At 49.9% G+C, this 18,795-nt stretch carries 14 protein-coding genes and 1 riboswitch; of the genes, 5 read left to right on the forward strand and 9 right to left on the reverse strand.

The annotated features are described in order from the left end of the window. Positions 1–26 precede the first annotated feature (26 nt). Both DX130_RS12650 and metA read right to left on the reverse strand, forming a co-directional pair. A complete protein-coding gene (locus DX130_RS12650) occupies positions 27–1,187 on the reverse strand; it encodes an aminotransferase class I/II-fold pyridoxal phosphate-dependent enzyme (protein WP_116046014.1) in 1,161 nt (386 codons plus the stop codon). Positions 1,188–1,332: 145 nt separating this feature from the next. Continuing rightward, positions 1,333–2,256: a homoserine O-acetyltransferase MetA gene (metA, locus tag DX130_RS12655; RefSeq protein ID WP_116046016.1), complete on the reverse strand. Its 924-nt coding sequence runs from the start codon at positions 2,254–2,256 to the stop codon at positions 1,333–1,335. 104 nt (positions 2,257–2,360) lie between these two features. Then, positions 2,361–2,467: riboswitch (SAM riboswitch) on the reverse strand. A gap of 394 nt (positions 2,468–2,861) precedes the next feature. Here metA and corA point away from each other — a divergent pair. From corA to DX130_RS12680, 5 genes are all read left to right on the forward strand, one after another. Next, on the forward strand, positions 2,862–3,797 hold the full coding sequence (gene corA, locus DX130_RS12660; protein WP_116046018.1) for a magnesium/cobalt transporter CorA: 936 nt from the start codon (positions 2,862–2,864) through the stop codon (positions 3,795–3,797). Positions 3,798–3,881: 84 nt separating this feature from the next. Continuing rightward, complete coding sequence (locus DX130_RS12665; RefSeq protein ID WP_116046020.1) at positions 3,882–4,784, forward strand: LysR family transcriptional regulator; 903 nt, start codon at positions 3,882–3,884, stop codon at positions 4,782–4,784. 11 nt (positions 4,785–4,795) lie between these two features. Then, the gene (locus DX130_RS12670) at positions 4,796–5,605 is read left to right on the forward strand and encodes a histidinol-phosphatase (RefSeq protein WP_116046022.1); all 810 of its coding nucleotides are present in this window, start codon (positions 4,796–4,798) and stop codon (positions 5,603–5,605) included. A 222-nt stretch (positions 5,606–5,827) separates the two neighbouring features. Continuing rightward, positions 5,828–6,673 (forward strand): DMT family transporter, encoded by an 846-nt coding sequence (locus DX130_RS12675; RefSeq protein WP_116046024.1) that lies wholly within the window; start codon positions 5,828–5,830, stop codon positions 6,671–6,673. 255 nt (positions 6,674–6,928) lie between these two features. Further along, positions 6,929–7,237: a winged helix-turn-helix transcriptional regulator gene (locus DX130_RS12680; RefSeq protein WP_116046026.1), complete on the forward strand. Its 309-nt coding sequence runs from the start codon at positions 6,929–6,931 to the stop codon at positions 7,235–7,237. Between the two features lie 59 nt (positions 7,238–7,296). On the opposite strand, the gene DX130_RS12685 is transcribed toward DX130_RS12680, so the two are convergent. The 7 genes from DX130_RS12685 to DX130_RS12715 form a co-directional block, all read right to left on the reverse strand. After that, the gene (locus DX130_RS12685) at positions 7,297–9,153 is read right to left on the reverse strand and encodes an SLC13 family permease (protein WP_165861322.1); all 1,857 of its coding nucleotides are present in this window, start codon (positions 9,151–9,153) and stop codon (positions 7,297–7,299) included. A 200-nt stretch (positions 9,154–9,353) separates the two neighbouring features. Continuing rightward, positions 9,354–10,406, reverse strand: coding sequence for an NAD(P)/FAD-dependent oxidoreductase (locus DX130_RS12690; RefSeq protein ID WP_116046030.1), 1,053 nt, complete (start codon positions 10,404–10,406; stop codon positions 9,354–9,356). Between the two features lie 71 nt (positions 10,407–10,477). Further along, the gene (locus tag DX130_RS12695) at positions 10,478–11,509 is read right to left on the reverse strand and encodes a FecCD family ABC transporter permease (protein ID WP_116046032.1); all 1,032 of its coding nucleotides are present in this window, start codon (positions 11,507–11,509) and stop codon (positions 10,478–10,480) included. Then, positions 11,509–12,570, reverse strand: a complete 1,062-nt coding sequence (locus tag DX130_RS12700) for a FecCD family ABC transporter permease (RefSeq protein ID WP_116046034.1) — start codon at positions 12,568–12,570, stop codon at positions 11,509–11,511. Before DX130_RS12700 ends, DX130_RS12695 begins: the two co-directional genes overlap by 1 nt. A 74-nt stretch (positions 12,571–12,644) precedes the next feature. Next, positions 12,645–14,360 carry an ABC transporter ATP-binding protein gene (locus DX130_RS12705; protein ID WP_116046036.1) on the reverse strand — a complete coding sequence of 572 codons (1,716 nt, stop codon included), beginning with the start codon at positions 14,358–14,360 and terminating at the stop codon, positions 12,645–12,647. A gap of 68 nt (positions 14,361–14,428) precedes the next feature. After that, entirely contained in the window at positions 14,429–16,387 is a 1,959-nt protein-coding gene (locus tag DX130_RS12710) for an AraC family transcriptional regulator (RefSeq protein WP_116046037.1), read from the reverse strand. Between the two features lie 308 nt (positions 16,388–16,695). Then, positions 16,696–18,669 carry an AraC family transcriptional regulator gene (locus DX130_RS12715; protein WP_116046039.1) on the reverse strand — a complete coding sequence of 658 codons (1,974 nt, stop codon included), beginning with the start codon at positions 18,667–18,669 and terminating at the stop codon, positions 16,696–16,698. Positions 18,670–18,795 lie beyond the last annotated feature (126 nt).

Below are 18,795 nucleotides of genomic sequence, written 5' to 3' on the forward strand. Positions count from 1 at the left end.
GCTGGCCGTGTCTGTCCGTTTGAGCTCTATTGCTCCTCGATCTCTTGTTTGGCCTCGCGAAGCGCCTGCTCCAAATCTTCGATCAAATCATCCACATGCTCGATCCCGACGGAGAAGCGCAGCAAGCGGTCATCTACCCCAACTGCTTTGCGAATCTCTTCCGGTATATCGGCGTGAGTCTGTACAGCCGGATACGTCATTAGCGATTCTACGCCGCCCAAGCTCTCAGCGAAAGCAATCAGCTTAATGTGCCGCAGAATCGGCTCGATATAACGAGCATCCTTCAAGCGGAACGAGAAAATACCCGTATTGCCCGAAGACTGTTTGTTCTGAACATCATGCCCTGGATGATGCGGCAAGGCCGGATAGTAAACATCATCAATCGCTGGATGCTCCAGCAAGTACTCCGCGATTTTCGTCGCATTGTACTGATGCCTCTCCATACGCAGCGCGAGCGTCTTCATGCCTCTCATCAGCAGCCAGGAATCCTGCGGTCCCAATACGGCTCCGATGGAGTTATGTAGAATCGCCATCTCCTTGGACAGCTCCTCGCCTTTTGTAATAATCAGGCCCGCTAACACGTCATTATGCCCGCCCAAATATTTGGTCGCGCTATGAATGACAATGTCGGCTCCAAGCTCAATTGGGCGCTGCAAATAAGGAGTGAGCAAGGTGTTGTCGACAATCGTCAGCAGCCCCCTCGATTTGGCCCATGAGCATACACGCTCCAGATCGGTAATCATCATAAGCGGGTTAGTCGGCGTCTCAATAAGCACCGCCTTCGTATTCGGCTGCAGCAAGCTGGACATGCCATCTATATCATTCGTATCAACATAGGATGCTGTTACGCCGAATCTCGACATAATGCGCTCCAGCAGACGATACGTTCCTCCGTACAAATCCAGTGAAACAATCAGATGATCGCCTTGACTAAAATAAGCAAAGATCGTCTGCAGCGCGGCCATGCCAGAGCTACAGGCAAATCCGGCATCACCAGACTCCAGCTTCGCTGCTGCTTCTTCCAGTACGGCTCTAGTCGGACTTTTGGTTCTGGCATAATCGAAGCCCGTGCTTTGTCCCAGCTTGGGATGGCGAAATGCTGTAGCTTGATAGACAGGGAAGCTGACCGCTCCCGTAACAGGCTCCTGAACAGAACCGATTTGAGCCAAGTGACTTTCTATTTTCATTTAACTTCGCAACTCCCTTTACATGTATTAGAGGTTATTCAAAAAGTCATCTTTTGATCACGAAGCAAGCCAAGAAGCGTATTCGACATCGAATCTTGCGAGAAGCTTCTCGGTGCTGAAAACCCGACTTTTTGAACACGCACAATTAAATGCCAGCACCGAGATCATACGGCGTCTGTTGGTACACATAATAGTTCAGCCAATTCGAGAAGAGCAGATTGGCATGCGCTCTCCAGGTCGATAAAGGCATACAGGAAGGATTATCGCCCGGGAAATAGTTTCTGGGAAGATCAATTGCCATTCCCTTCGTTACATCGCGGTCGTATTCGAACTTGAGCGACGTAGGATCGTATTCGGAATGGCCAGTGACGAAGATTTGCTTGCCGTCGCGTGAAGCTACTATATAGATGCCCGAATCCCCAGACTCCGACAAAATCTCCAGTTCCTCGATCGGCTCAATATCCTCTCTGCGTACTTCCGTATGGCGGGATTGAGGCACGAAAAACAGCTCGTCGAAGCCTCTAAGCAGCTGTACATTTCGCTTCTCGTCTGTCACCGTATGCGGGAATACACCGAACACTTTGAAGTCCAGATTGTATTTCGGCACGCCATAATGATGGTAGAGGCCCGCTTGAGAAGCCCAACAGATATGGAACGTCGATGTGACATGCCGCTTCGTCCACTCCATAATTTCCTGGAGCTCTTCCCAATAGTTGACTTCCTCGAAAGGAAGATGCTCCACCGGTGCGCCTGTAATGATCATTCCGTCAAAATACTGATGGGAAATCTCGTCGAATGTTTTGTAAAATGATTCCAGATGCTCGGCCGACGTGTTTTTGGATTGATGCGTTCTGGGATGCAGCAGTACAACCTCTACTTGCAGCGGCGTATTGCCGATCAGGCGAAGCAACTGCGTCTCCGTCGTCTCTTTGGTAGGCATCAGGTTCAATATGGCGATACGCAATGGGCGAATGTCCTGCTGATAAGCAACACTTTCATCCATGACGAATATGTTCTCATTACTCAAAATTTCCTTCGCAGGCAAGTTGTCTGGTACTTTGATAGGCATTCTGACCACGCTCCTAAAAATCGTTAATAATTAGAAGTTGAGAAACAAAAAAAGACCCCTTCTGCGTGAGAAAAGGTCGTCTGCTCATAAGTAGCCGTCCGCCTCTCTCATCTCTCAGAAACATACCTGTTTCCGCAAGAATTAGCACCGTGCTTAAATGCCGGTTGCCGGGCTTCATCGGGCTAGTCCCTCCGCCTGCTCTTGATAAGAAAGTAGTCTATTCAGTTGTTTCGATTCCAATTAAGTTTACTTTAATTCATTCTGCCCTTCCCGTCAAGGATTCCGATGCATATACTGTCAAACCGGCTCTCCCACGAAGCCATTTTTTCCTTGAATGTTCTGCCAGAGCGGGAGTATACTAGACAAGGATTGGGACATTCATTCGACATTAAAGGAGTGTATGAGGACATGGAAGGTGATATACCGAAGCCCGAAACCAACCGAATTAGGCCGCTGTCGGCTCAGCCGAAACGAAGCCGCTCCTCCATCCCTCCTGCGCGAACCTTATTGCGGAACGGATAGGCGGGCCGACTTGCCTTTATTTGAAGGCTCCGCTTTTGTTTCTGACCGGCAGTCTCCTGTAAGACGAGAGAGGAGATCTGCATATGAAAATCAGATATGTTTACAATGGAAAATTTACGATGGTGGAAGAAGTTGAGCAGGCGCAACAGGCGCCGCCAGAAGGCTTCTACTGGATTGATGCGGATGTAGAGGACTTGACGGTCCTGCAGCCGCTATTCGGCATGCATGATCTCGCCGTGGAGGATTGCCTCAACGACGAAGAACAGCGCCCTAAAATCGAGATTTACGAAAATCATTATTTTATCGTCATCGACAGTATTCGTTTCGATAATGAAGAAATATTTTTGCGGTCGCTTAACATTTTTTTGGGACGCCACTATATTATAACGGTAACTCATCAAAAAATTAACGAGCTCCGTTCCTTGAAGCCCATTCTTTGGGAGCAGGAGGTTAATCGTCCGGATCAGTTCCTCTATTATTTGGTCGACCTCGTGGTCGACAATTACTTCCTCGTCGGCGACCGGATTGACAGTCGGATCGAGACACTTGAAGAAGACATCCTTATGCATACCAAGAAGTCTCATCTGAATGAGATTATCGGTCTGCGTGGTGAAATTCTTTGGGTGAAGAAGGTGCTCGGCCCTCAGCGCGAGGTCATCTTTACGCTTAATAAGAAAGAACTCAAGCTTATCGATGAGCAGCTGCAGAAGTATTTCCGCGACGTCTATGAGAATGCCCTTAAAATATCAGAGTCCTTCGACACGTACCGCGATCTGATGGGCAACCTTCGCGAGGCCTATCAATCCAGCCTGTCGAGCCGTGCCAACGAAATTATGCGCGTGTTCACTGCCATTACGACGATTTTCATGCCGCTCACCTTTATTACGGGCATATACGGTATGAACTTCGACGATATTCCCGGCCTCCACTTCAAGCTTGGAGCCTATATTTTGCTCGGCATTATGATTGTGCTGGGATTCAGCATGTTTATTATTTTCCGTAAGAAAGAATGGCTCTAACAGCCATTCTTTTTTTGCTGCACCCTTTTATATAGGATATAATAAAGGTACGCCCAGAGAACGTCGGAAGGGGGAATACTGGACTTGAATATTAGCCAGTTGGAAACACTGCTCACGATCTCCAAGACGATGAGCTTCCGCAAGGCAGGCGAACTGCTGAATTTGACTCAGCCCGCCGTATCAGCCCAAATCAAGAGCCTGGAGGATGAATTTAAGACCGTACTAATTGACCGTAATCAACCTGTTACCCTTACGGATCATGGTCAAGTCTTCCTAGAGCATGCGGAGCGCGTGCTGGCGATTGTAGAGGAATTGAAGCAGAAGCTTAACGATCTGAACCTTACGCCTCAAGGACATATTCTGCTTGGCACGACCTCGTCGATCGCTATTCAAATATTGCCACGAGTGTTGTCCTACTTTCAAAATCAATACCCGCTTATTAAAACAACGATACATACCATGCCATCATCCCAAGTTATGGCCAGCGTCGAGAATGGTTCCGTTGACGTCGGTATAACCTATCTATCGGAGAGAAATCCGAACATTGCCTCATCCACTCTTTATTACGATACGTTCGAGCTAGTCGTCTCCCCGGAAAATCCGCTCAGCAGCCTTACGCATACGACCGTAGACAAGCTGAAAGACGTCCCTATGATCATGCTGGCGCCAGATACGCTGGGCAGACGATTCGTGGATGCCATGTTCAGGAAGTACAATATTCAGCCTAATATCGTCATGGAGCTGTCCAGCAGTGAAGAAGTTAAGCGGATGGTTGAGATTGATCTGGGCGTAGCCATCGTCTCCAAGCTGTCGATCCCGACTGAGCTTAAGCTTGGTACGCTGAAGATCATTAAAGTCCATGAACTCGAGACTACCCACCCCGTAGGAGTTGTCTACAAGTCAGGCCGTTATCTGAATACGGCGATGCATCAGTTTTTAAGCGATCTCAAGGGCATGCCCGAGCATCAATTCATCAGCAGCGAGTAGGAGGGTTCACGTTGAAATTCGATCTACATACACACCACGTTAGATGCGGACATGCGGATGGTACCATTGAAGATTATATTTTGGCCGGTATTGACGCTGGACTGAGCGTTATCGGCATATCCGATCACTCCCCTTATTTCTTCCATCAAGAGGACCAGCCTTGGCCCGGCATTGCCATGGCGAGAAGCGACTTTTCCAATTATATCAATGAAGTGCTGCGTCTGAAGGAGAAGTATACAGGCCGAATCGAAGTGCTGCTAGGTATGGAATCGGACTATTTCGCCGACCATGCTGAAGCGTACCGGGAAGCCTACAAGGGGGTGCCGTTCGATTATTTGATCGGTTCCGTGCATCAGGTGAACGGTGTCAGCATTTTCAACCGAAACCGCTGGAAGAACCTGGACGATACCCAGCATATGAATGAAAAGAAAAGCTATTACGAGCTCATTAAGCAATCCGCTCAAAGCGGCATGTTCGATATATTGGGACATATCGATGCGATGAAGGGGTACTACCCTGCATTCTCAGATATTCCCGCGCATGAGCATATTGACGACACGCTGCGCACCATTGCGGAATACGGCGTATCGATTGAGATCAATACATCAGGCAGCACAAAGGATGTCGGGGGCTGGTATCCGTCTGACGTCATTCTGGAGCGTGCTCATCACTTCGGCGTCAATGTCACGTTTGGCTCGGATGCGCATATCCCTAGCCGCGTTGGGGATGAATGGGACCTTGTTGCTAAGCGGCTGAAGGAAATCGGCTTCAAGCATTGGGTATTCTACCGTCAGCGTCAGCAAGTAATCGTGCCGCTGTAACAGCGTTGGGGAGGGATGCGAATCGCGTCCCTCCCCTTCTCTGTGATTACTGATCTGCACTGCAGGACAACCCTATAGAGACAAAAAAAAGCGGGCCTGCACGCTGCAGGCCCTAAAAGGTTATATAAAAGGGGGTCTTGTTTATTATAATAGCCCAGACATATGTTAGGGCGGTAACAGGACTATTTCAATTGTGTAACAAATTCGGGAGCGTGAATTTCAATGTGGTTAGCTATAGCCATCGGCAGCGCTGTCTTGTTCGGACTGGCAGGCTGGTGGATGAAAGTATCGCAAATGCGCGGGGGTTCGACCCGCATGCTGCTGCTTGCTCTCTACACCGCAGGTACAGCAGGGTTCGGCATTCATACGGCCATCGAGGGCAGCCTCGGCGCTTTATTAGATAGTAGAGTATGGGCAGCAGGCGTTATGATCGGCGCCGGCTCTGCCTGGGGCAATGCGCTATTCATGAAGGCGCTGGAGCATGGCCCCGCCAGCTTGACTTCTCCACTGACGAACTTCAACATCGTCCTGGTTGTAGCGATGGCTACACTGTGGTACCATGAGCCGCTTAGCTTGCCGCAGGGGATTGGCGTGTTATTGCTTCTATTGTCCGTCATGCTGATTGCCTACAAGCGCAAGGAGCCGCTCACGATTAAAGAAAAGCGCTGGTTCCTGCTCGTTGGCCTGGCTATCCTGATGTTCACTTTGCGCAACGGCGGCCTGAAAGTAACCGATGAGCTTGGCCTGGCAAGCGCGCCCATCTTATTCGTCGCTTATGCGCTGTCAATCGCCTGGTTCCTTATTCCATCGAAGGAGATCATAACACCAGCCTCCAGACGCATCGGCATGAAGCTTGGACTTGCAGCCGGACTATTCTCTTACGGCGGCCTTCAACTCTATGCGATTGCAATCTCGACCGGTCAGGCGAATCTGGCCGCTCCGATCTTTGCGACCAACAGTCTTGTTGTAGCCATCGGCTCCATCCTGTTGTACAAGGAAAGACTATCCCTACAGCAATGGGCTGCGTTCCTGTTCATGCTTGCCGGACTCATAGTCATTAAGCTGTAACTATTATGGGAATAAATTGCAACTTTTCCGCACTTTCATACGTTAGATTAACAGCTATACTTACGGAAGACATATTCATCCACGAAAATGAAAGACAATATCCATGGTTCTGTGACGCTAAAGTTATGGAAGCCGCCCTAGTAAAAGTAAGTCTCTGCCTGCGCATAAGCCTGCTAAATGTCTTTGTTGCCTGGCACACTTACTTTTCGTTCGTACATATGCTACAATAGAACTATGAAAAGAGGGGTGATTCTGTTGGATTATTCGACAATGTGCCCGAGATATGAAGCTGCGGCTGATCTATTAGGAAAAAAATGGACAGGTAGAATCATTCGAGTTTTATTAGGCGGACCGAAGCGCTTTAAAGATATTAAGGAACAAATCCCGGAAATGAGCGACAAAATGCTGACGGACCGGATGAAAGAACTCGAAACGCTCGGCATCGTCAACCGTCAGGTGTATCCAGAGATGCCCGTTCGGATTGAGTACGAGCTTACGCCTAAGGGCAGAGACCTGCAGCCAGTCATTGAATCCATTCAGGCATGGGGCGAGAGCTGGATGTAAGTCATCCAAGAAAACAGGAAAGAGAGGCCATCGGGCCTCTCTTTTTTGTGCTACGGCAATCAAAACGGGAAAAATAGCGGAAGCAGCGCCACCATCGCAACTCCCAGCAGCAGCTGTACGGGCAAGCCAACCTTCACATAATCCATAAAGGTGTACCGTCCTGCCGACATGACCAGTGCATTCGGCGGCGTCGAGAACGGCACGGCGAAGCAGATGCTGGAGGCAAGCGCTACGGCGAACAAGAATGGTACCGGATTAACACCCAGTTGCACCGCCGCTGCTAGCGCAATCGGCGCGAACAAGACAGCGCATGCCGTATTGCTGATGAACAGTGTCAAAGTCGATGTCGCAAAGTAGATGCCCGCCAGCAGCGCAAGCGGTCCAGCACTGCCCAAGCTGTCGACAAGACCTTGTGAGATTAGCGAAGCAGCGCCGGTCTTCTCGATGGCCACCGACATCGGGATCATGCCGCCAATAAGGACGACGCTTTCCCAATTGACCGTTTTATAGGCGGAATCCATATTCCGAAGACATCCCGTCACTACCATTAACACCGCGGCAATCATAACGGATATAACCGCCGGGAACAAATCAGCGATCATGAGCGCAACCATCAAAGCCATGATACCGCCTGCTAACGGCGCTTTGTGGCTAAGCGGCATAGAAGCGGCCGTTTCCTGCGGCTGCCCGACAACGACAACATCAGCCTGCTCATTGGACAAAACAGCAATATTCTTCCATGTGCCCTGAACCAGCAGCGCGTCGCCGCGCCGGATTTTCTCATCCTTGAGTCCATGCAGCACATACTCGCCCTTGCGCTGAATGCCTAGTACGTTGACGCTGTATTGCTCCCGGAAGCCGGAATGCTTAATCAACTGGTTAATATGTTTGGAGTTTGGCGGAATAAGCACCTCGGCAATACCGTTCTCGGCAGATGCGTAACCGTCTGTCTCCGCACCTCCTACCCGTTCTGTCGCCTGGTGATCCAGCAGCGTTAATCCGCAATCTTCGGCGAAAGCCTCTACCTGCTGGAACGTGCCCTTGACATACAGGATATCCTGATCCATCACAACGGTGTCGGGCCCTGCCATTTCACCATTGATCGTTTTGAAAAACGGATTTTTATGCGACGTCTTTCGTCTGACCTCGCTAATATGTATGCCGTATTGCTGTAGGACGGACAGCTCCTTAAGCGGCTTCAATACAATGCCGGACTTGCTGTCCGCCTGCACGCGGTACAAGTGGCCGGTAAGGCTGTATCGCTGAGCCAAATGATGTACGCTTTGACCCCCGGAGCGACTCCCGTCTTCATCGGTGCGCGACTTCAGCAGCCATTTGCTGAACACGATAATTAGTACTGTGCCAAGCGCTAAACAAACAAGACCAATCGGCGTAAAGGAGAAAAACGTCAGCTCCGCAATTCCGTTTTTCGCGAGCGTTTCTCTAATGACCATATTAGGCGGCGTACCGATCAGTGTCAGCGTTCCTCCAAGACTGCTGGCGAAAGCGAGCGGCATCAGCAATTTGCCCGGACTGACATTCGCGCTCATTGCCAGACTGATCACAATCGGCAGCATGACGGCAACCGTCCCCGTATTGCTGACAAAAGCTCCAATAAACGAAGTAGACAGCATAACGGTTACAAGCAGCTTGGTCTCATTCGTGCCGGCAAGCTTAAGCAGCTTGCCGCTCACGATATTCGCCAGCCCTGTCTGGAAGATGCCTCCTCCAACAATGAATAGTCCAATCATCATAATAACGACGGAATTGGCAAATCCGGACAACGCTTCGGTCGGTGTAAGAATATCGAATAATACCAATATGACAAGGGCGCATATAGCGACAAGGTCCGACCGCACTTTGCCGCTTACAAATAGGGCCGCGGCCCCTGCCAATACAGATAAGGTTACGATCATATCCAACTGCAAACGACTCCCTCCTGATGCTCTAACGCACATTCGCTCTATTCTATACGATTATACAGGAGGATAAGATTCATAGAGTGACTTTTTTAGCACAATAATGGAATCGTTTCCACTGCCAGGGCCTGCTCAAAACGCATAAAAAAGCTCCCGGGCAACAGCTTGTGCCGCTCGGGAGCCTGGTAAGACGGGGATTAAGACGTGTACAGATGTTTCATCAGCTCGCGGTTTTTCTTATCGAACAATTCATTATGCGAGGAAACTACGCCCCAGCCCCTGGCATCAGGGGTAATATACTGCTTCGCTTTATTAATCGCGTTGCCCGCATCGTTGAACGCGCCAGCAATCAGGTGCAGCTTGCCCTCATGATAGAGAATGTCGCCGACGGCGTACAAGCCCTCTACCGATGTCTCGCTTGTAGGCTTCCCTTTCACGCTATATTCATCTTCCATCTCAATTTTCAGCTCGCTATTCTGCAACAATTCCTTATCTCGCTCGTACCCATGATTGATAACGACCTCGTCAACGCTCAGCACGATTTCTTCACCGTCAGAGCTGCGCTTCAGTACTACGTTGTCAATTTTTTCATGGCCGGGCTCTGAAATCAGCTTTTCAATTGTAGTATTAAGCAGACATTCCACCGAGCTGTTCTTCAATCTGCTCACTTCCGCTTCATGGCCGCTCAGCATCTCCTTACGGTAGGTCAAGTACACTTTCTTCGCAATCGGCTCCAGTTCATTGGCCCAGTCAATCGCCGCGTTGCCGCCGCCGGAGATCAACACCGTCTTCCCTTTGAAGCGCGCGAGCGATTTGACCGTATAATGCAGATTGGACAGCTCGTAGCGCTCCGCGCCTTCAACCTCCAGCTTTGTCGGTTTCAGAATGCCGCCGCCGACAGCCAGAATAACCGTCTTGGAATAATGAGCTTCGCCAGTATGAGTATGCAGGACGAATTGCCCTTCATCATTTTTGGAAATGGACGTGATCTTCTGCCCCAACACGACCTCCGGTTCGAAGGTGAGTCCCTGCGCCACGGTTTGCTCGATTAGTTGCGCACCCGTGATCGGGGTCACACCGCCCACATCCCAAATCATTTTTTCGGGATAGACATGCACCTTGCCGCCCAGAAACGGCTGAAATTCGATAATTTTGGTTTTCATTTCGCGCAAGCCGCTATAGAAGGCGGAATATAAGCCCGCAGGACCTCCGCCGATAATCGTAACATCAAATAGTTGTTCCTTCTCCATCTCTATCATCTCCCTCTTTTTGTCTTAAAGGATCGTCCTATGCAACTACCACGCTGCGCCTCTTATCCGTATTACTTTGAACGCGCGAGCAAATACAAGAAGTAAGGGGCGCCTATGACAGCAACCACGATACCCGTCGGAATCTCCGAGGGTTGAAGAATCCAGCGTCCTAACGTATCGGCAACAATGACTAGCAGAGCTCCCGCCAAAGCCGATGCCGGAAGCAGCAGCTGATGCTTCGGTCCCACTAGCCGCCGCGCCAGATGAGGTCCGATTAGTCCCACAAAACCGATGCCGCCGCTGACGGCTACGGAGGATGCAGCAAGTGCTACAGCCGCGATGAGCAGTACCAGACGCTCCCTCTCCACGGATGTGCCGAGCCCTGAGGCAATCTGGTCACCAAGGCTCAGCACATTCATGACACGCGCCTTGAAGAATACAAAAGGCAAAATTATGACGATCCAAGGCAGCAGGGCGAGCACGAACTTCCAGTTGGAGCCCCAGATGCTGCCTGCCAGCCAAGTCGCCAAAAACTGATATTTATTCGGATCAAGACGAAGCGTCAACACGATCATCGCCGCACTTATCCCTGCTGCTACAGCGATACCTGTCAATATAAGTCGGGTCGGCGATATCCCCTCATGCCGCTTATAGGCCAGTGAATAAATGAGCGCTGCAGTTAAGCCGGCTCCGACTAAGGCAAGCACAGGCAAGAGATATACAGGCGCCGCCGCCGTTGTCGGGTAGAAGGAGATAAACAGCATCACCATCAGCCCTGCTCCCGCATTGATGCCAAGCAGGCCCGGATCGGCGAGTGCATTACGCGATATACCTTGCATGATACAGCCAGATACGGCGAGTCCCGCACCAATCAGCAGTGCAATGACAATTCGCGGAAGCCGGAATTGATAGAGAATAAGCGACTGTTTCTCTGTCCCCATGCCGAACAGGGTCTTCAGTACATCCAGCGGCGAAAGCCGTATATAACCCGTATTCATACTAATGATGAACGCGATGATAATAAGCACGCCAAGAATCGCCATAACGATAAGTCCTCTCCGCAGCCTGTTCTCGCTGGCGGATAATACATCTGCCGTTTTCATTACAGCTCCCTCCTTTCTTTCCGTGCCAAATACAGAAAGAACGGAACGCCAATAAGTGCAATAAGTGCCCCTACAGGCGTCTCATATGGAGGATTAATCATTCGAGCCGCCAAATCTGCAAGCATGACGAGCAAGCTGCCCAGTACAGCCGAACAAGGAATAATCCAACGGTAGTCCACGCCGACCAAATAACGTGTCAAATGCGGAATAATCAAGCCGACAAAGCCAACTGCGCCAACGACCGATACAGCAGAGCCCGCAAGCACTAACACAATGATGGTACCCGCCAGCTTAACTAGTCTAGTCCGCTGTCCAAGGCCCGAGGCAATCTCTTCACCCAGCGTAAGCAGCGTAATCGATTTGGACAGCACCATCGAGGCGATTAGAGCGCCGAGCACCCATGGCGCCATCAGTTCGAGCTGATTCCATTTTGTTCCCGCTACGCCACCCGCATACCAGAACGCCATATCCTGGCCGACGCGGAAATAGAGCGCGACACCTTCACTTAACGCCGCCAGCAGCGCGCTGACCGCAGCGCCAGCGAGCACCAATCGGACGGGACTCAGTCCGCCCTTAGCCAATGAGCCTACGCCGAATACAAGCCCAGCGCCGAGTCCCGCTCCTAGAAAGGAATACATGATCTGATACATAAAGGGCAAGCCAGGGAAAAATGCAAAGCATAGGGCAAGCGCAAAACCAGCTCCAGCATTTAATCCCAGCAAGCCGGAATCCGCCATAGGATTGCGCGTCATGCCTTGCATAATCGCACCCGCTACTGCAAAGCTTGCACCCACCATAGCGCCGCCCAGTACGCGCGGCAAGCGAAGCTCCTGAATGATCTGGTGCTGCGTAATGGTCGAATCAAAGGCGAATATCGCCTCCCACACCGTTGCAAACTCGATATCAGCCGCTCCGAACGACACGGACAATGCAACACTAAGCACAGTAGCAATGGATCCGCCGATCAAGATTAGCGATGCAGCCCAAGGACGCGAGCGAAACTGCTGCTTCCTTTTCCCGCCGATTTCATCTTTGTCTATTTTCTCAGTCCATACCGACATAATCTTACTCCTCATTAGTCTTGATCGCGATGCCTGTAATATAGAAACTAATTATGGCTAGCACTAATAATTGGTTACATGCCGAATTGAGCGCGGTGCAGACGGCTGTATACACCTTCCTGTGCAATCAATTCCTCATGTTTGCCTTGCTCGGCAATTCCTTGTTCCGCTACGACAATAATACGATCCGCGTTTTTGACCGTAGCCAGACGATGCGCAATAACAAGCGTCGTGCGCCCTTGCGACAGTTCAGACAATGCCAATTGAATAGCGGCTTCCGTCTCGGTATCCAGCGCCGATGTAGCCTCATCAAGAATAAGGATAGGCGGATTTTTGAGGAACATGCGAGAAATCGACAGCCGCTGTTTTTGTCCTCCTGACAGCTTCACACCCCGCTCACCGATAAAGGTATCCAGACCATCTGGAAGCGACTTGATCAAATCTACCAACTGAGCGCGTCTCGCAGCCGTCCAGATTTCTTCATCGCTTGCGCCCAGCTTGCCGTAAGCGATGTTTTCGCGGATGGTGCCGTCGAACAGGAAGACGTCCTGCTGGACAATGCCAATCTGCGAGCGCAGCGACTCCAGCGTCATGCTTCGAACATCCATGCCGTCAATGGTGACGGCCCCGCCCTCCACATCATAGAATCGCGGCAGCAGTGAGCATAAGGTGCTTTTCCCTGCACCCGACGGTCCTACAAGCGCAGCAGTCTCCCCGGCACGAATGGTTAGATTCACGCCTTGAAGCACCTTATCCTTGCCTTCGTAGCCGAACGTAACATCGTTAAAGCGGATTTCCCCATTCAGATGTTTCACATGGCGAGCATTCGGCGCATCATTCACATCCGGCTCCGTCTCAAGCAGTTCCAGATAACGTTTGAAGCCCGCAATTCCTTTCGGATACGTCTCTATGACAGAGTTAATTTGCTGAATCGGTCCCAGAAATACATTGGACAACATCACAAATGCAATAAATTCGCCGTACGACATCCGGCCTTCAATTACAAACCATGTTCCGCATATTAGCACGAACAATGACACCAGCTTCATCAGAATAAAGCTAAGCGACGAGTTCCAAGCCATAATTCGGTAAGTAAGAAGCTTCGTGATACGAAACCGTTCGTTGTTTTGTGCAAAACGGTTAATTTCATGCTTTTCATTTGCAAATGCTTGAACAACGCGAATGCCGCTGACGTTGTTCTCAACCCTTGCGTTATAGTCAGCGATGTCCGAGAACATTCGTTTGAAGGCAGCCGACATTTTCTTACCGAAATACATGGACAAATAAATCATAAGCGGTACGATAATAAACGTCATTACTGCCAACTGCCAATTAATGCCCAGCATGATGCCGAAGGCTCCAGCCAACGTCATGATGGCGATTACCAAGTCCTCTGGACCGTGATGGGCAATCTCGCCGATATCCATCAAATCATTGGTCATACGGGAGACGAGATGCCCGGTCTTATTATTGTCGAAAAACCGGAATGACAGCTTTTGAACCCGATCGAATAGCCTCTTCCGCATATCCGACTCAATATTAATGCCCAGCTTATGGCCCCAATACGTCACGACATAATGAAGGGCGGAGCTGATGATGTAGATGCCAAGCAAACCGAGGCAAGAATATAAGATCCACACCCAATTGCCGCTGGGCAGCAAATCATCAACGACACGGTGGACTGCAAGCGGGAATGCCAGCTCCAGCAAGGCAGCTAGTATCGCACATGAAAAATCCAATATAAACAGGCCCTTATAGGGACGATAATACTCAAAAAAACGACGTAACATGACTACCTCCAACGGTGTGTATAATCAATCTAAAATGGCCTGATTTCTCTCAAGCGCTATGCTGCTCCTTATTTTTGCCCCGCCAGCCAGTCAGCGAGTTCTTCCGTCTGGGACAAGACGGCAAGCGGATCGTAATACCACGAACGCTCTTCCTTCCACACATAAACCCGGTCATTCTTCACCGCGTCAAGCGTGCCCCAGATGGGATCGGCCTTCACATCCTCTAAGGAACGATCGTTGGAGGTCAGAATAATGTAGTCGCCGGCATACTTCGGCAACACTTCATTGGACAAGCTGGCCCATTGCTTCTCCATAATTTCGGATGCGACTCCCGATGGAGGATTGAAGCCAAGCGCTTGGTAGACGGGTTGTCCGCCTCTCCCGAAGTTGTCACCGTATACGTAAATCGAATTATCGGCCCACTCGATAATCGAGAAGGACGCTCCCTCCGACACCGCTTGATGGGCTTTCTCTTTCGCAGCAGCAATCCGGCGGTCGTAATCTTCGAGCCATGCCTTCGCTTCCTTCTCCTTGCCAAGCAGCTCTCCGAAATACGTCAGTTCCTCCTGGGCGTTTTTCAAATTGCCATAGGGGACGGACAGCGTTGGCGCGATTTTGGACAACTGTTCGTATCTGGCATCGTCCATCGAAGCGCCTGTTACGATCAGATCAGGCTGTAGATCAACCACCTTCTCCAAGGAGCCGTTCACATCGCCGATATCCACGACGCCGTCCAGCAGCTCGGACAGATAGGGATTATCCCAGTGAAGGCCTGGTGTTCCAATCGGCGTAACGCCTAAGACAATAAAGCTGCCCAAATATTGATCTGCGACGATGCGCTTCGGATGGGCGGGAATTTGGATTTCCTTACCGCCGGAGATAACCGTTCTAGTCTCGTTATCCGCGGTATTCGATTGCGTTTGGCCTCCTGATGCACCTTCTGTTACATTCGGAGACGGTCCTGCGCCATTGGCCGTATTGGACGCGGCATTCCCGCCGGAGCATGCGCTCAGCAATAAGGTGAGGCACAGCAATAGCGTTGCCGCGGTTGTAGATGAAAACGATCTGTACATTGAAACTTCTCCTCTGCTCTGTTGTTGATAACAATTATCATTATCAGTATGTCCCCATTCCCCCAATCTGGCAATGGAGGATCTCAGGATTGCAGAAGGATTTTGTTCGGATCGGCCATCTTTACCTTGTTTCTTCCGATAGTGCAGCGGCGAAGCCCCGAACATCTTCTTGAACAGCCGCCCAAAATAATACGGATCGGCATACCCCACGTACTTCGCAATTTCACGGATGCTGCCTTCTGTATCAACAAGCAGGCTTGCTGCCTTCTCCATCCGAATGCGAAGCAAATAATCGATCGGGCTGTAGCCGGTATGCTTCTTGAAGGTATCCGATAGATGCGCGGCACTGTAATTCAATGCGGCAGCAAGCGACTCCAGCGAAATCCGCTCCGCGTAATGCTTCTCCATATAATGGACGGCCCGTGTCGCAAGGTCCTGCTTCGCAGCCTCTCCGCTCTGGCGATGCATCTGCCGCAGCATCATGCCCAACAGTTCATAAAACATCGACTTAACCTGGAACTTCTCGAACGGTCCTGCGATCAGCCACTCCCGGCGCATCGCTTCAACAATATGGAATAAGGAGAGCGGATCATCCGGCATAAGCTGATACGCCATCCTGAACGGATTGGTGTACGCCTGCAGCTCCGTCATATCCTGGCGAGATGACAATGGCAGAGTGGCCTTGTAATAGATTAAGTCGTACTCCCACTGCTCTTCTCTCAACCGGATATCCATGATAGAGCCTTTCCCGCCATGGAGCACATGAAACGGACGAAGCGGGTATTCCGTTCCGTCCAGTGTAATGACCGCTCCGCCTCTTGCCGCAAAAAGGAACATACTTGCAGGGAGCTGGAATGCGCGCAATTCCTCCCCTTTTTGCATGATCATATGCCTAATATCCAACACTTTGATCGAAGCATGATTCCATGATGCGATATGTTCGTGATCAAACATGGTCTATAACACCTTTCCAACCTTCCTCTAGCAACACCGCATTCCAGTATGAACTGCGACGGCCTCCTAGCCCAGTAGAGGCGCTTCCGTTCAACAAGGCAGCAGTATGTAAGCGCGCTAGGTAATTCTAAGGAGTAGCTTCCCTACTTCAACTTAAGATGGGGCATCCATATAGGCCTCCCAAAAAGCTCATTCATACTCCCATTATAGTGATAGAGATTATCAATATCAATGAACTTTTTTAAAAAGACATTTTCTTATATCCAAATGGCACAAAGACTCGCTCTAAGTGAGAGCGAGCCTGGCCGTTAAGATACGCTTTTCAGCAAGCTGTCTACAATATAATCAAGCTGCTTGTCGAGCGAATAAATATCCGTGTAGTAGCTCAAGCCGAAATCAAGCTCGATTAGCCGTCCCTCTTTTACCGCGGGAAGGTTGTTCCAAAGAGCGCTGTCCGTCAGGTTTTCCATCCCTTCATAGGCGGAGCGAATGATAATATCACCTGCATATTGGGGCAGTTTCTCGAAGGAAATATCATAGCTGTACACTTTGTCCGTGGCATCAATATCCTTTTGAATAATATCAGGCGCCTTCATTCCCAAATATTCATATACAACTTCGGAACCCCTGCCATACTTCTTGCTCGCTGTAATTAGCATATTGCCTTTGCCGCCCTCCATGATCGTCACCGTTTTATTCAAAATACCGGCTTCGCGCAGCTTATCCTTGCTTGACTCAACCTTGGCGTAAAACTGCTGTAACAGCGCATCTGATTCATTCTCCTTGCCCAGCGCCTTGCCGATCATTTCCATCCTTTCTTCCAGCGTCATGCTGTCAAAAGGCATGTAGACCGTTGGTGCAATATCCTTCAGCACTCTATAGGGATCCTCCGAGGGCACGATAATCAAATCCGGATTCAGCGCAAGCACAGCCTCCGGGCTTGGCTCCATCCAGTGACCTAGGGAAGGAATACCCGATACATCTTGCTGAAACGCCGCTCCGTCGTATACTTCCGATACGCCTACAGGCTTCGCTCCGAATGCCAAAACATCTCCTACATGATACAATACGACGATTCGTTCAGGGTTCGCGGGAACTTCTATATCGCCTTTCAAAGTAGACATTTTTCTCGTCTTCGACTCCGTTTGAGCATGGCTATTTTCTCCTGCTCCACCGTTCTCGCCAGTTGGTACCGGACTCGAAGCGCCCCCGCCAGCATTGGACACAGGTTGCGATTGACCCCCCGCTCCGCCGGAGCATGCCCCCAGTAATAACATCAGGCATAACATCAAGGATGTAACTGCCCAGGATGATTTGTTGCCGTACATAGATAACTTCCTCTCCTTCATATATTGAAAATGATTCTTACTATCATTAACAATATAACGCGCCCTTTGTCTTCTCGCATCAGACAATATGAACCTCTTAACAGGATTATCCGAGCTTTGTGCTCTATGCTTCTCTCTGTACTGTCCCGGTGTTAATCCAATCCACTTTTTGAATACGCGGATAAAATACGATGTATCCGAATAACCGACTCCCTCAGCAATTTCCTGCAACGGAAGATCGGTCTCCTTCAGCAGTTGCCCAGCCTCACCCATTCGAACTTCAATCAAATATTCAATTAAGCTTCTTCCTGTCTTGCTTTTGAACTGTCTAGCCACGTAGGGCGCGCTGTAATTAAGTGCCTGAGCTAGCGATTCCAACGTAAGCTGCTCCCGATAATGCTCATGAATATAACGAATGGCTTGCTCTGCCAAGTCGGGCTGATGGGTTTGAATATTGTGACTGGCTAGTTGCCGCAGCAGCTCATATACAAAATCATAAAATAACTTTTTGGTATAAAACCGTTCTAACTCACCCTCTGTTCCCCATTCTCTGTACAATTCCTTGGCCATCTCCAGTAATAACGCCGGATGATGCGGTTGAAAACCATATTGCATCGCAAACGGATTCCTACGCTCCATTAATTCCAAGATTTCTTGGCGATTGGGAAGCGGAATAACCGCTTTATAGAAAATCATATAACATTCAAACAAATCTTCGGTTACATTAATAGTTAACATAGTTCCTTTACCGCCATGCACCACATGATACCGCCTAGCCGCATATTCCCGGTTATCCATCCACACGTCTGCGTCGCCGCGAACGGAGTACATAAACATGCTGGACGGAAGCTTGTACGCTCGCAAGCTATTACCGGCTTCCAGCGTTGTGTGACGCACATCCAGCACCTTAATAAAGGCATGGTTCCAAAGCAGCATGTGGTCGCGTTCAATCATTCCATGTCATCCTCTCCGCATCTTCGATCATGATTGTAGCAGATTATATCGAAAATGATAATCGTTATCACAAAATGAACACAAAAAAGACCGCCCCTCTCCATCTGAGAAAGGAGCGATCCTTAT

The organism is Paenibacillus paeoniae, from assembly GCF_003388735.1.
Lineage (GTDB): Bacteria > Bacillota > Bacilli > Paenibacillales > Paenibacillaceae > Pristimantibacillus > Pristimantibacillus paeoniae.

Excerpts from the sequence above, each read along its gene's own strand:
- DX130_RS12650 (WP_116046014.1), bottom strand. The coding sequence starts at position 1,187 with ATGAAAATAGAAAGTCACTTGGCTCAAATCGGTTCTGTTCAGGAGCCT.
- metA (WP_116046016.1), bottom strand. The coding sequence starts at position 2,256 with ATGCCTATCAAAGTACCAGACAACTTGCCTGCGAAGGAAATTTTGAGT.
- corA (WP_116046018.1), top strand. The coding sequence starts at position 2,862 with ATGAAAATCAGATATGTTTACAATGGAAAATTTACGATGGTGGAAGAA.
- DX130_RS12675 (WP_116046024.1), top strand. The coding sequence starts at position 5,828 with ATGTGGTTAGCTATAGCCATCGGCAGCGCTGTCTTGTTCGGACTGGCA.
- DX130_RS12685 (WP_165861322.1), bottom strand. The coding sequence starts at position 9,153 with ATGATCGTAACCTTATCTGTATTGGCAGGGGCCGCGGCCCTATTTGTA.
- DX130_RS12690 (WP_116046030.1), bottom strand. The coding sequence starts at position 10,406 with ATGGAGAAGGAACAACTATTTGATGTTACGATTATCGGCGGAGGTCCT.
- DX130_RS12695 (WP_116046032.1), bottom strand. The coding sequence starts at position 11,509 with ATGAAAACGGCAGATGTATTATCCGCCAGCGAGAACAGGCTGCGGAGA.
- DX130_RS12700 (WP_116046034.1), bottom strand. The coding sequence starts at position 12,570 with ATGTCGGTATGGACTGAGAAAATAGACAAAGATGAAATCGGCGGGAAA.
- DX130_RS12705 (WP_116046036.1), bottom strand. The coding sequence starts at position 14,360 with ATGTTACGTCGTTTTTTTGAGTATTATCGTCCCTATAAGGGCCTGTTT.
- DX130_RS12710 (WP_116046037.1), bottom strand. The coding sequence starts at position 16,387 with ATGTTTGATCACGAACATATCGCATCATGGAATCATGCTTCGATCAAA.
- DX130_RS12715 (WP_116046039.1), bottom strand. The coding sequence starts at position 18,669 with ATGATTGAACGCGACCACATGCTGCTTTGGAACCATGCCTTTATTAAG.